Raw genomic sequence first — 11,708 nt, forward strand, 5'->3', positions numbered from 1 at the left:
ATACGTTACGGAGGTGACTTGCATGAGACTGGATCGGGTCAATCATACGCCGTTTAGCCATCGCGTGGGCCGATATCATTTTCAAATGGCGCAGGCGAGACTGAATACGCCTGTCGAACCTGTCTTCACCTACAGTCTGCAGCCCTTTTACGCCAGGCAACAGGAATGGGTAACGGAGCTTTCCCACTCTTTGTCTCGGCTCTACCGCTTTTCTGCTGAATTGGATGAAGCAGCCAGAGAATTTGATCCTGCCCGAAAAAACAGTGCTGTGAACAAGCGCATGGCGATGAGTTCTCATCCGGAGGCTGCTACAGCAAATGCTCTGCCAGAGGCAGTGTCTGCGACGTATGAGCTGTCGGTCTACAAGCTGGCGACAGGCCAAACCAATCGCAGCCCATGGGGCCACCGCGATGCTTCCAATCCAGTCCAAGCAGGTCACCAGGAATTCACGCTTTCCATCGGGGAACAGGAGAAAATACTCACTTTGTACTCCGCCCCTTCTGACACCTACGGGAGCGTCCTGCGCCGCATGGCTGCAGCGATCAATCAAAGCCAGATGGGTGTAACTGCGCGCATGGAAACGAACCATGAGCAGCAATCGCTGGTTGTGCAAACAACACTGACCGGGGCAAAACAAGCCTTTACCCTGCGTGACCGAGTTGGCAACAGTATACGGGCATTGGGGCTCCAACAGGCTGAAACACCTGCTGGAGATGCCGAATTCAGTCTGAACCACCTGCGACAGCACTCTCAAACCAATCAATTTACGATCGAGAATGGGCAAGTACGAGTATCCTTGCATCAGGTGAGCAGAGAGCCTATACGCATCGAAATTGTAAGGGATACCGACCATATGCTCCAACAAAGCAAAACTCTCGTGCACCGTTACAATCGATTGCTTGCTTTCCTGAACGAGCATCAGGACGTACTCGCAACGCAAAAACTGGATACGTTTCAGCGAGTAGCCCGCGCGGCTGAAGGTCGCCTTCGACCGTTTGGCATAGAGCTTCTCTCCAATGGCGAGCTGTCTCTCAACGAGTCCGCATGGCGCGAAGCTGTAGACATGGATTATGTTGGCTTTACGGATGCGATGAAAGGATTGACGCGACAGTTTCGCGAAGAGACGCTGCAACTGCAGAAGGCTCCTTTAGGCAGTTACTCTCGCTCTCATGAGGAGACCCAGAGCGACAATCCGTACATCTCGCAATCGTGGTCGAGTCTCCACTATTTGTATACAGCCAAGACAGGTCTGTTTCTCGACCTGCTTTGGTAATTGCTCCACCATGACAAAAGAAACAGGTAAGCCAATTCTCCTGGCCTGCCTGTTTCTTTCATGTATCGGAAAAAACGATTGAGTTGGTCGCTTGCTTAACTGCGCTCGATCAAATCCTCGAGATCATGGTCGTCGACTTTGGCTACCACGGTCGTCGATTGGACAGTTGTTTCATCCTTCTTGCTGAAGATCCCTTGCATCTTCTCTACAAATTGCGGCACGGAATCGAGAATGCGGTCGTAGAGATGCGTCGTATTTTCCAAAGGAATGGAGCGAATTCCCTGTTTTCCAACCACTAAAAAAGCAACAGGCGTGATGGAAACACCGCCACCGCTACCGCCGCCAAACGGATAGCCAATCGTTCCGGGGTGATTGTGTTCATACTGAAATTCACTTCCCCCTGCTGCAAATCCAAATCCAACCTTGGAAATCGGAAGAATGACGCTGCCGTCCGGTGTCTCAATGGGGTCGCCAACTATCGTAGACACTTCAACCATATTAGAGAGTTGCTCCATCGCTGTTCTCATTAGCCCTTGTATTGGATGGTCAGCCATGACATGATACCTCCTGTTTTTTACACGCTAAGCTTCTGTTGTTATTCAAGTGGTATCATTCCCAGTTCGCTTCTTTTTGATGAATCATCTTCTCGCAATAGAAAAATGGTTCTATTATCCATCTTCGTGCTACTATGAGAACTAGATCGTATTCGCTGCATATCTGATCTTAACATTCTACCTGGGGGAAATCTTATGAAAAGAACGCTCGTTTCACTCCTGCTTGCCGGGAGCCTGATCTCGGGAACGACGACAACGGTCTTCGCCAATCAAACTTTTCCTGACCTGAATCCAGCATCTCATGGTTGGGCGATGGATTCACTCAGCTTTATGGCGCAAAAAGGCATCGTAAAAGGTGACGAAAAAGGACGCTTCAATCCTGATGCCAAAGTCACCAAGGCCGAGTTCATCACGATGGTGCACAGGCTGTTTGATAAATACAGTCCACCGACATTTGTCGATAGTCAATTCCTAGATGTACCGAAAAATCACAAATGAACTTTGGACATTTTGCCTACTTTACGGAAGCAGGTCAGAAATTTGAGCCTGAAAAAACGATGACGAGAATGGGTGCTGTGAACCTGATTCCCGATCTATACGACTTCGTGGAGGATGAAGAAGTGTACAGGATTGTTTCGGGAATGAGCGATCTCAAGGTGATCGTATCTGCTGAAGAATACTCCGACAACCGCTATGACTACTCCTGACGGCACATTCGATGCACAAGATGACTATAGCTATACCGTCAGCGTTAGAGTAGCCTCTCTTCAGAATGCAGGAATCATGACTACTTACAAAGGGGAATTTGAAGCAGCCGCCCCCCTTACTAGAGCTGAAGCCGACGAAGTAATCGACCAGCATGTTTGTCTCCCTATCAAACATCAACGCTGTGGAGCGACCTCCTTGCGTTGATGTTTTTGCTTGAGTCCTCTTCCCGTCCAAAAGCCTCGCGGACTATGCCTCGGTGGGGACAGTCTTCCACTTGCGTCCCCTTTCCTTCCTCAAGCGGAGCAAGATTTTGATCCCAGTCAACAGCACATGGCCCAAGTACAGTCGGAAAACACCGTTCAATTGAGTCTGCAGTAGGGATTGATTCCAAACAAGCTGTACACTCATTTTGGGAATGGTGCGAAAGGAGAGCGTATGCGAAGCAACTCCCACAATCATGCTTTTCACACCCCAGATCATGCCGCTCAGAGCACCCGTTTCATCAGCCTGTCCTGTTCCCATCACTGTGTGCCACTCTAACCGCGTGCAACGAACTGTTTTGAGAAACTGTTTGAAGATGGGCTGCAGGTCCAACACCCTTCTCAACCACTTTTTATATCGTTTGTACCAGGTTTCTACCTGCCGATGGGTCAAGTCAGCCACTTTTTCATCCTTCATTTTCTCCTGCTGTATAGTCTCCTTTTTATACACCAGCTCTGCCCCTTTTTCCGTCTGCGTAATGGCAAGAATGGGTATTTCATACTTTCTTCGTATCAAACGAAACCAGGCTGAGATCTCCATTACCAGGTGATCATTGTCGCCTATTCGCCCGTAAAACAACGTGATTTGCATCGGAGTTACAATCACGATCAGGATCAAGCCGAGTAATCCGAATCCAATCCAGCCCCACAAAAAAATCCCACCCTTTCCACCTTAGTATGAGTGGAAAGGGTGGGAAATATGTCCATTTCTTAGCTAAAACCTCATTAATCGAGGATGTATACTTTTACGCCTTCCTGCATGCCATGTTTCTTGGCTTCGTCGAGCGAAGGCAGGAACAGGTCGAGATGGTTCTGCTTGACGGCTCCACCGATGTCTGCGGCTACGGCATATCCGTACCCCTCGACGTATAGATGGGTACCTAATGGGATCACTTCCGGATCAACAGCTACAATCCCTTCTCGCAGTGGAAACTCCAGATAGGAGAGAACATCATCTCTGTCATAGCTATAGGCAGTCGTTTTGACTGTCAGCACTTCTCGAAAAGGGGTTCCGTTTTCGCTTAATACCGGTTTTCCTTCTCGATTCTCCAATAGGTGCAGCGCCGCGTATGTAGCCGCCTCAGCTCTTGTCATCAACTGCTGCGGTCGTAGTGTTTGGTCAGCGTAAGGGCTTATCAGGCCAATTTGCATCGCATACACCATTGGGCGTTGGTAGCGTTCTTGTACCTGGCTGCCATCTGCATACGCTGCCAATGCGTGTACGGTGGTTGACCAGCTGAACTTATTTACCGCACCACTTTCTCCTGTGGCGCGAATAAGGATGGACGCAAGCTCTTCTCGACTTACGGTAGCGTCAGGTTGGAAATATACCTGGCCGTCCATTTTCTGACCGTGAACTAGTCCTAGACGATAGGCTGCTTCAGCGTAAGGAGCTAGCCAGCTGTCTGACGGAATATCTGCAAACGATGAGGAGGCTTCAGCAGACGGCTTCACCCCCATCGCTAGTATAAACATGGATATCAATTCTTGGCGCGTCACCAAGTCATTGGGTCGAAAGCTCTCGGCCTGCCCCAGTGCGCCCCCTATGTATAGCTTCTCAATTTCTTTTTGTGCCCAATGTCCGGAAATGTCTGTGTAAGGTGTGGGTGCTTCTGTCGTCGTATTCGCCTCTGCTTTTGGCGTCCACATGACCAATAGGACTGCCATGGAAGCAAGAATGAGCAACTTCTTCATCATCAACCTCCTGGAATGCTTTCTATAAAAACCTTTCCTTTTATTTTATTCGATTGCAAGAGAAAAACAATATATAAGATTTACTATCTTCCATCATACTTCTGAACGAAATACAAGAAATAAGCCCTGAATAGGGCGAGTTATTCCGACCATTCAGGGGCTTATGGTTTACTTGGCGAAGATATGTTTCCCGATTTTCTTAATTTGCGGACGACTCCAAATCCATTTGGAGGTTGCTGTATCTGGATTGAAATAATAGATCGCATTTCCTGTAGGGTCCCATCCGCGCACAGCATCCCAAGCTGCCTGATAGGCCGTTTTATTTGGCGTCAACCAGTATTGACCATCGGCAATTGCGGTAAATGCCAGCGGTTCGAAGATAACCCCTTTCACGGTATTCGGAAACAGGTTGGATTGCAGGCGGTTCATGACGACTGCAGCAACCGCTACCTGTCCTTGATACGACTCCCCTCGAGCTTCAGAATACACGAGTTGCGCAAGCATTTGCATTTCTCCGCGATTTACAGAAAACTTCTTCAATGCTCGCCAGGTTTTCTCTCCAGCCACACCATCCACGGAGAGCCCGTAATTTTTCTGGAATTGTCTGACTGCTTGGTAGGTTTTAGGCCCATAGCTGCCATCCAGATCGTCTTGGTAATACCCTAACACCTGCAAGCGATACTGCAAGTCCCACACATCTCCGCTTTGGCTACCCATTTTCAACGTGGGTGCAGCCATTGTCTGCATGGGCAGAACAAATGCGAGAATCACAGTGAGCATCGCGATCAGCAGGGTAGTCAACGTCTTTCGTTGCAACAACATGAACTTCCCCTCCTGAGTACCCATTTTAATGGATGGGGAATGCAGGTTCAATTCAAGCTTTTTGGCAATGTTTCCAGTTCATTCAATGGTAAAATGTTCGAGCAACCGCCTTTTCAGGATATCATCTTCTTTGTTGTGAGCCGTCCTTTTGTTTGTGCATTTTATAGTTCTTTTTCTAAGTCATCAATCGTTTTTATTTTAGGAAATGACGTATGCTTGATCACATCCGTTCCTTTATAAACTTTCTGAACTTTGAAGACCCTATCTGTAAATTCTACTTCGTCCACATCGCCATCATTGTCTTCGTTGTTGTTCATATCAACACGTTCCGTTTTTTTTGAGTCAATTACTTTTCCTTTTACGATTACTGGAGCTTCTTTTTTTAAATCTTCCATTGAATATTTTGCTGAATGAAATACGACTTTGGTTGTTGTTTTGGAGTTATCTTCGGAAAATTCCGAATCACTTGCGATTAATTTCGATTCGTATTGATCGGAGTATGCCATGATGTTATGTAGGTTACCCCATTTGCATCAACTTCCCTGTAATACCAATCATTTAAACTATTTGTGTTGTACTCTAGGTAAAACGAGCTGTTATTTATGCCATTCCATATCGATGCCGCAGAGTCAATAATGTCGATTTTCGTATTTGAAAAAGTAGAGCTAATATCGTAATCAACAGATGAAACTGGCCATATTTGATCACTAAATAAATGATTGTCACCTACTCCTGCCATAGCATGATTCACTATAAGCCCATTAGTGATTAGTGATGTAAAAAAAACTACAGCATGAAATCTTGTAGAGAGCCAAACATTTTTTTAATTCTTTTCAAAATAAAACTCCCTATGCAACAATTATATTCTATATAAGAAAGGGCTCACATTTCGGAGCCCTTTCTCTTCATCCAAGTATTCTTTTTTACTTAAGCGCGACCAGCCAATTGCTGTTCAGCAAAAGAGACAAGGCGCTTTGTGATTTCTCCACCCACCGAACCGTTCTGACGGGAAGTGGTGTCAGGTCCAAGCTGAACGCCGAATTCAGAAGCGATTTCGTATTTCAGTTGGTCCAAAGCTTGGTTCGCTTGAGGAACCAGAAGGTTGTTGCTGGAACCGTTGTTGTTTGCCATCTCATTTCACCCCCTCGTTGTTAGTAGCTTTAATATGTGTGGAGCGCCGCGGATTCATTCATTTTCTCTTTGTTTTTTCACTTCCAATTTATAGTCTTACAATCTGAGCAGATATTCTACAGCTTCTTGAGTAGATTGAGGACGTCTGATTTGCTCTATACTTGCTGCCATGCGTTGCCAATTGTGTGATTCCCTCAGCTGTTCGACGAAGTTAGCAATCTGTTCTGGTGTATCTGCCCATATTCCAGCCTGATGCTTGAGCAAAAATGCCGTGTTGTGCCGCTCTTGTCCCGGAAGAGGCTGGTACACGATCAGAGGCGTTCGCAAGGCTAAAGCTTCCGCGCAGCTCATGCCCCCTGGTTTGGTGACGTACACATCGGCTGCAATAATCCACTTCCACATGTCTCTTTCATAGCCCCTTATCTCTATCCGATGAGCAGAGCTTGTCCGTTGAAAAGTATCCTTCAGTCGATTATGAAGCGACTGATTGGTTCCAGTGACAACGACGATCTGCAACGGTAACGGACTTTTGGTCAACTGCTTGACGACTAGATCCATTTGTCCGTATCCTCCTTCGCCACCACTGATCAGCACCGTGAATACGTTTGGAGACAGCCCGAGCAGTTCCTTTCCCATACCTTTGTCTACACCAGTGTTCGTGGAAAAGGCGCGACGAATGGGTATCCCATATCCGTGAATCCTACTTTGCTCTACTCCGTATTTGTGGGTTAGCCTCTGTGCTACTTGCTCATGCGCTACGATATAGGTATCGATCTGTGGATGGACCCAAAAGCGATTGACATGATAATCCGTCGGAATGCTGACTAGATGGTAAGGATGCCTTACTCTTTGCTTCGCTTCTGCCAATGCGCTGAGACAATAAGCATGGGTTGCAATCACCACATCCGGCTTCTCTTCATTCAGGATCGCTTCGGTAAGCCGTCCCGATAACCACCAGCCTACTGGCTTTTTTAATGCTGCTCCCCATACGCGTTCTTGCTCGTAAATCCGTTGCCAGACAGGTTGTCCATACCGCAGCATATTGACATAAAAAAAACGAGACAGTTCCCGTAGCACTGGGCTCGCTGTCTCCAAACCTCCCACAATTCGAACAGACTCTACTTCCTGTCTCTCTCTAAGCGCTTCTTCCAGCGCCACAGCAGCCATCTTGTGGCCACTGCCTGCCCACTCCTCCGTCACTAACAAAAACCGCTTGTTCATCATAGTCCTTCACCTGTTGGACTTTGGATCGTTGAACCATAACGGCCTAATAGCTGGTCCTTGGACATGTAGACTCGTTTGAGGGGCATCTCCTGCTTCCAGCTTTGCACCCTGCGCTTGCCTTCAGGATGAATGATTCGAAGCATGAGGCGCAGATACCAGCGCTTGTAACGGAAAAACCAGGTCATTGGCACATCTGAAATGGAAAACCCCAATGGCTCCACACCTTTGTGCAGCATGGTCGTACCCACGATGCCTTTGATCTCTTCCCGCCGTTCCAGTCGTTCTAGATAAGCTGCCAATTTTGGCAATGAGAGCATAATATGCCGACGGAGCAGTAATGCCAGCCTCAGGTCATTCTTAATCCCTTTGCATAATGTAGCATAGTAATAGTTATGAATATGCAGCTTCACGATCAAGTCCCCAGGATTGATGATTCGTTGATCTGAGGTAATCAGTGGTTCACCCCGATACCGCAGGAGTACGATACGAAAAATGTTGTTTCCTTTCTCCACATACCGGAGTCGGGTACAACGCTGATAGATCGAATCCCAATATCCCCATAGCATTAGCAGGCCTGTATTCATCAGCCATCGGATCCTTTCCTACCTTTTTCACTAGTATTCCCCAGAATCTGGCCTTATCTTACCTAAATTCTCCGGAAGCGACCCAAGACCACTACACTACACGCAATCAATATCGCGAGCCATGTGTGATTGAGCAGGAGTGGATTTACCCATTTCCAAATAAATGGATCCTCTAGGCACATATCGATGGCGGTATACACCAGAATTCCTCCGCCCAAAAGGACCAGGCTAGGGAAACGGTTCATCAAACGCGCCACCCATGCACTTCCCCACATTAACAGCGGGATACTCATAGCAAGCCCAAGTCCGACCAACCACAAATCACCGTGTGCTGCTCCTCCAACCGCAAGGACATTATCCAGACTCATGACAAAATCTGCGACGATGATGGTTTTGACTGCCTGCCCTACGTTATTGCTGTGGGACACGTCTTGTACATCCTCCGTATCCCCAAACATCAATTTTATGGCAATCCATAATAGCAAAAGTCCCCCGACCGCTTTCACCAATGGGATGTCCAGCATCCACGTAGTCATGCCTGTCAGAACGATGCGCAATCCGATCGCCCCAAATGTTCCATATAACACAGCCCTGCCTCTTTCCTTCAAAGGCAATCCTCTGCAAGCCATGCCAATGACGACAGCGTTGTCGCTGCTCAGTACCAAATCGATGAAAAAAATATGCAAGAGACCCAACCAAAAATGGTCCTCCATTGTCTCCTCCTCGTCCATGAAACGTGTCCATTCTACCATATGCGACCCAAATCGGATTAATGCGCGTATATTTTTCCGAATAAAGGCGATTTTCAGCGAATTTTGTAGATAAAAACTACCACAAAAAATCATTTTATTGCGAAATTAGGAGAAATTTACCTTGTATTTTGATACCCTCATCCCTTACGATTTGATATGGGGTGGATAAGTATGGTGGAGACAGTGACACGTAATTTGCAAGATGTTTCTAGCAAGATTCTAGATTTGGCTCCGAGTATTACAACCTTATGGCTTCAAGAAATTGTCTCCAGCATGGAGATAGCAGTCACAATCCCCCGCGACTTCGCGGAAAAACGAACGGTGCTTCTTGCCCGTTACTTAGTCGAAGATGTGAACCTGGACATGCAGACTTGGGCACTTGACCTGGGTGAATGGTTACAGTCCCAGGAATTTCCTTTCTCCTCCATTCTGCGTACTTACCAATTGTATCGAAATGTTTTTTGGCGTATACTCCAACCAAAATTGCAAACATGGTCACTTGCTCCAAAAGATCTACACTATATAGAATCAGAACTCGGCAAAGCAATGGATGAAAGTGTCTTTTGGGCCGTTTATCACTTTGAACAGACGATGAACCGGGAATTGGTACAAAAGGAAGAGACCATCTCATATCTGCACAATGACAAATTAACCATGCTAGGCAAAATCGCTGCTAACATGGCTCATGAGTTGCGTAACCCCCTCTGTGCGATCGAGGGCTTCCTCAAGCTCATCGGTGAATCGACAAAAGAACAAGAACAACTTCAGTCCTACATTCAGGTGGTCATGCACGAATTTGAAAACTTGCATAGACAGCTCACCGGCTTCCTAAGTTTCTCCAAAAAACCGATTCTGGACGAAATTTTCAAGGAAGTTCAATTGGAAAGCTTGCTGGAAGAAGTGGAGCTGCTCATTACACCGAGACTCGTCGGTGAGAATGTTCACTTTGAGAAAGACATTCAAATCTGTACACTTGTCTGTTATGAAGAAGGGCTGAAGCAAGTTCTCGTCAACCTGTTAAACAATGCGATCGATGCCGTTCAAGTACGGACAGTCAAAATGATAGGTGTCAAATCGATTGTTTCGGATGGAACCTTGTTCTTGAGTGTAGAGAACAATGGTGAGATGATTCCACCTGAGATCGTGGAAAGTCTGTTTCACCCGTTCTTTACCACAAAGCAAAATGGGACAGGCATCGGCTTGTCCATCTGTAAAAACATCATCGAAAAGCACAAAGGGACGATTCAGTGCGAATCGAACGAGCATCGTACCAGGTTCCTTGTTTCCCTACCTATTGAACCTGTTATGGAGATGTAACAATACGCTGCTGCATGCAGCCTACGAGAAAATATCACACCCTGAAATCCAGCCTTCTCTTAAGCAGAAGGCTTTTTTATTTCCAAAAGCACTTCGCCGTGCTGCTGGAATAAAAAATGCCCCCTGCAAATACAGGAGGCAAAGCAAGAGATTCGTTACCTGCTAAAAGGGTAAGCGATCCTATTTCTTACTCTACACGAAAACATATGTTTCTACTACTTAAAATGTCAGACATGATTCGACATCGACAAATTGCCTACGAGCATCTGCCCTAGCACAATGAAAAAGGCAGAGATCCGAGAGGTTCTCTGCCTTTATTAGATGGAGCGGGTGATGGGAATCGAACCCACGCGACCAGCTTGGAAGGCTGGGGTTCTACCATTGAACTACACCCGCATATGAGTTGTTTTTGGTGCCGAGGACCGGACTTGAACCGGTACGGGAGAAACTCCCGACAGATTTTAAGTCTGTTGCGTCTGCCCATTCCGCCACCCCGGCAATCATGGTCTACATATGGGCATTACATGGTCGGGAAGACAGGATTCGAACCTGCGACCCCTTGGTCCCAAGCCAAGTACTCTACCAAGCTGAGCTACTTCCCGACTATTTAGATAATCTTTCCTTAAAGAAAAGAAATGGCGTGCCCTGAGAGATTCGAACTCCCGACCTTTTGATTCGTAGTCAAACGCTCTATCCAGCTGAGCTAAGGGCACAGGTTATGGAGCGGACGACGGGTCTCGAACCCGCGACCTTCGCCTTGGCAAGGCGACGCTCTACCAATTGAGCTACATCCGCATGATGATTTAAAAATTATTTGGTGCGGTCGAGAGGACTTGAACCTCCACGGTGTTGCCACCACTAGAACCTGAATCTAGCGCGTCTGCCAATTCCGCCACGACCGCATGTTTACCTGTGAGCTGCTGTCAGCTTTATTCGCTTCCTTCACTCTAAGGTGGGTAAATACTGGTGAGCCATGAAGGACTCGAACCTTCGACCCTCTGATTAAAAGTCAGATGCTCTACCAACTGAGCTAATGGCTCACAATTACTGGTGGGGAGAGACGGATTCGAACCGCCGAACCCAGAGGGAGCAGATTTACAGTCTGCCGCGTTTAGCCACTTCGCTATCTCCCCAAAGCAATGGTGCCGGCGATAGGACTTGAACCCACAACCCCCTGATTACAAGTCAGGTGCTCTACCAATTGAGCTACACCGGCGTACTTATTTAGTGTATCAGATCATTCACAGGAAATCAATGTTTTTCATTTTAACTAAACATTTTCCGTGAATACTTCACTCTGCCTTTTCATAGGTAGAAATGGCGGAGCTGACGGGACTCGAACCCGCGACCTCCGGTGTGACAGACCGGCGTGAACTCCAACTTCACCA

13 protein-coding genes and 9 tRNA genes are annotated in these 11,708 nt (G+C 47.1%); 4 read left to right on the forward strand and 18 right to left on the reverse strand.

Annotated elements, in window-relative coordinates; all coding sequences use genetic code 11:
- Positions 1–22: 22 nt before the first annotated feature.
- Positions 23–1,273: a flagellar filament capping protein FliD gene (gene fliD, locus JZI27_RS13935; protein WP_280207853.1), complete on the forward strand. Its 1,251-nt coding sequence runs from the start codon at positions 23–25 to the stop codon at positions 1,271–1,273.
- 95 nt (positions 1,274–1,368) lie between these two features.
- Here fliD and ytfJ read toward each other — a convergent pair whose 3' ends face one another.
- The gene (ytfJ, locus tag JZI27_RS13940) at positions 1,369–1,827 is read right to left on the reverse strand and encodes a GerW family sporulation protein (RefSeq protein WP_122910917.1); all 459 of its coding nucleotides are present in this window, start codon (positions 1,825–1,827) and stop codon (positions 1,369–1,371) included.
- Between the two features lie 195 nt (positions 1,828–2,022).
- On the opposite strand from ytfJ, the gene JZI27_RS13945 reads away from it, so the two are divergent.
- Together JZI27_RS13945 and JZI27_RS13950 are read left to right on the forward strand one after the other, a co-directional pair.
- Positions 2,023–2,325, forward strand: coding sequence for an S-layer homology domain-containing protein (locus JZI27_RS13945; RefSeq protein WP_122910918.1), 303 nt, complete (start codon positions 2,023–2,025; stop codon positions 2,323–2,325).
- Positions 2,322–2,534, forward strand: coding sequence for a hypothetical protein (locus JZI27_RS13950; protein WP_251243777.1), 213 nt, complete (start codon positions 2,322–2,324; stop codon positions 2,532–2,534). The genes JZI27_RS13945 and JZI27_RS13950 overlap by 4 nt, the downstream gene beginning before the upstream one ends.
- 247 nt (positions 2,535–2,781) lie before the next feature.
- Here the strand turns inward: JZI27_RS13950 and JZI27_RS13955 are convergent, their stop codons facing one another.
- The 8 genes from JZI27_RS13955 to JZI27_RS13990 form a co-directional block, all read right to left on the reverse strand.
- Complete coding sequence (locus tag JZI27_RS13955) at positions 2,782–3,447, reverse strand: DUF2953 domain-containing protein (protein ID WP_251243776.1); 666 nt, start codon at positions 3,445–3,447, stop codon at positions 2,782–2,784.
- Between the two features lie 74 nt (positions 3,448–3,521).
- Complete coding sequence (locus JZI27_RS13960) at positions 3,522–4,490, reverse strand: S-layer homology domain-containing protein (protein WP_280207854.1); 969 nt, start codon at positions 4,488–4,490, stop codon at positions 3,522–3,524.
- Positions 4,491–4,658: 168 nt separating this feature from the next.
- A complete protein-coding gene (sleB, locus tag JZI27_RS13965) occupies positions 4,659–5,312 on the reverse strand; it encodes a spore cortex-lytic enzyme (protein WP_122910921.1) in 654 nt (217 codons plus the stop codon).
- Positions 5,313–5,473: 161 nt separating this feature from the next.
- Positions 5,474–5,818, reverse strand: a complete 345-nt coding sequence (locus tag JZI27_RS13970; protein ID WP_122910922.1) for a hypothetical protein — start codon at positions 5,816–5,818, stop codon at positions 5,474–5,476.
- Positions 5,819–6,239: 421 nt separating this feature from the next.
- Positions 6,240–6,443, reverse strand: a complete 204-nt coding sequence (locus JZI27_RS13975) for an alpha/beta-type small acid-soluble spore protein (protein ID WP_122910923.1) — start codon at positions 6,441–6,443, stop codon at positions 6,240–6,242.
- A 96-nt stretch (positions 6,444–6,539) separates the two neighbouring features.
- Positions 6,540–7,664 (reverse strand): MGDG synthase family glycosyltransferase, encoded by a 1,125-nt coding sequence (locus JZI27_RS13980; RefSeq protein ID WP_122910924.1) that lies wholly within the window; start codon positions 7,662–7,664, stop codon positions 6,540–6,542.
- Positions 7,664–8,251, reverse strand: coding sequence for a YkoP family protein (locus JZI27_RS13985; protein WP_122910925.1), 588 nt, complete (start codon positions 8,249–8,251; stop codon positions 7,664–7,666). The genes JZI27_RS13980 and JZI27_RS13985 overlap by 1 nt, the downstream gene beginning before the upstream one ends.
- A gap of 62 nt (positions 8,252–8,313) precedes the next feature.
- On the reverse strand, positions 8,314–8,964 hold the full coding sequence (locus tag JZI27_RS13990; protein WP_122910926.1) for a TerC family protein: 651 nt from the start codon (positions 8,962–8,964) through the stop codon (positions 8,314–8,316).
- Between the two features lie 210 nt (positions 8,965–9,174).
- Here JZI27_RS13990 and JZI27_RS13995 point away from each other — a divergent pair, with 210 nt between their 5' ends.
- Entirely contained in the window at positions 9,175–10,320 is a 1,146-nt protein-coding gene (locus tag JZI27_RS13995; RefSeq protein ID WP_122910927.1) for a sensor histidine kinase, read from the forward strand.
- Between the two features lie 322 nt (positions 10,321–10,642).
- Here JZI27_RS13995 and JZI27_RS14000 read toward each other — a convergent pair.
- From JZI27_RS14000 to JZI27_RS14040, 9 genes are all read right to left on the reverse strand, one after another.
- Positions 10,643–10,716 (reverse strand) — tRNA-Gly (locus tag JZI27_RS14000).
- A 14-nt stretch (positions 10,717–10,730) separates the two neighbouring features.
- Positions 10,731–10,818: transfer RNA gene (locus tag JZI27_RS14005), tRNA-Leu, on the reverse strand.
- A 27-nt stretch (positions 10,819–10,845) separates the two neighbouring features.
- Positions 10,846–10,922: transfer RNA gene (locus tag JZI27_RS14010), tRNA-Pro, on the reverse strand.
- 34 nt (positions 10,923–10,956) lie between these two features.
- A tRNA-Arg gene (locus tag JZI27_RS14015) sits at positions 10,957–11,033 on the reverse strand.
- A 6-nt stretch (positions 11,034–11,039) separates the two neighbouring features.
- Positions 11,040–11,115 (reverse strand) — tRNA-Gly (locus JZI27_RS14020).
- Positions 11,116–11,135: 20 nt separating this feature from the next.
- Positions 11,136–11,222 (reverse strand) — tRNA-Leu (locus tag JZI27_RS14025).
- Positions 11,223–11,284: 62 nt separating this feature from the next.
- Positions 11,285–11,360, reverse strand: a tRNA-Lys gene (locus JZI27_RS14030).
- An 8-nt stretch (positions 11,361–11,368) separates the two neighbouring features.
- Positions 11,369–11,453, reverse strand: a tRNA-Tyr gene (locus JZI27_RS14035).
- A gap of 7 nt (positions 11,454–11,460) precedes the next feature.
- Positions 11,461–11,536 (reverse strand) — tRNA-Thr (locus tag JZI27_RS14040).
- Positions 11,537–11,708: the final 172 nt, after the last annotated feature.

It is taken from the genome of Brevibacillus sp. AY1, from assembly GCF_029870785.1.
Classification (GTDB): domain Bacteria; phylum Bacillota; class Bacilli; order Brevibacillales; family Brevibacillaceae; genus Brevibacillus; species Brevibacillus invocatus.

Bases quoted from the DNA above. Each gene is read 5' to 3' on its own strand.
- fliD (WP_280207853.1), top strand. From the start codon at position 23: ATGAGACTGGATCGGGTCAATCATACGCCGTTTAGCCATCGCGTGGGC.
- ytfJ (WP_122910917.1), bottom strand. From the start codon at position 1,827: ATGGCTGACCATCCAATACAAGGGCTAATGAGAACAGCGATGGAGCAA.
- JZI27_RS13945 (WP_122910918.1), top strand. From the start codon at position 2,023: ATGAAAAGAACGCTCGTTTCACTCCTGCTTGCCGGGAGCCTGATCTCG.
- JZI27_RS13950 (WP_251243777.1), top strand. From the start codon at position 2,322: ATGAACTTTGGACATTTTGCCTACTTTACGGAAGCAGGTCAGAAATTT.
- JZI27_RS13960 (WP_280207854.1), bottom strand. From the start codon at position 4,490: ATGAAGAAGTTGCTCATTCTTGCTTCCATGGCAGTCCTATTGGTCATG.
- sleB (WP_122910921.1), bottom strand. From the start codon at position 5,312: ATGTTGTTGCAACGAAAGACGTTGACTACCCTGCTGATCGCGATGCTC.
- JZI27_RS13970 (WP_122910922.1), bottom strand. From the start codon at position 5,818: ATGGCATACTCCGATCAATACGAATCGAAATTAATCGCAAGTGATTCG.
- JZI27_RS13975 (WP_122910923.1), bottom strand. From the start codon at position 6,443: ATGGCAAACAACAACGGTTCCAGCAACAACCTTCTGGTTCCTCAAGCG.
- JZI27_RS13980 (WP_122910924.1), bottom strand. From the start codon at position 7,664: ATGAACAAGCGGTTTTTGTTAGTGACGGAGGAGTGGGCAGGCAGTGGC.
- JZI27_RS13985 (WP_122910925.1), bottom strand. From the start codon at position 8,251: ATGAATACAGGCCTGCTAATGCTATGGGGATATTGGGATTCGATCTAT.
- JZI27_RS13990 (WP_122910926.1), bottom strand. From the start codon at position 8,964: ATGGAGGACCATTTTTGGTTGGGTCTCTTGCATATTTTTTTCATCGAT.
- JZI27_RS13995 (WP_122910927.1), top strand. From the start codon at position 9,175: ATGGTGGAGACAGTGACACGTAATTTGCAAGATGTTTCTAGCAAGATT.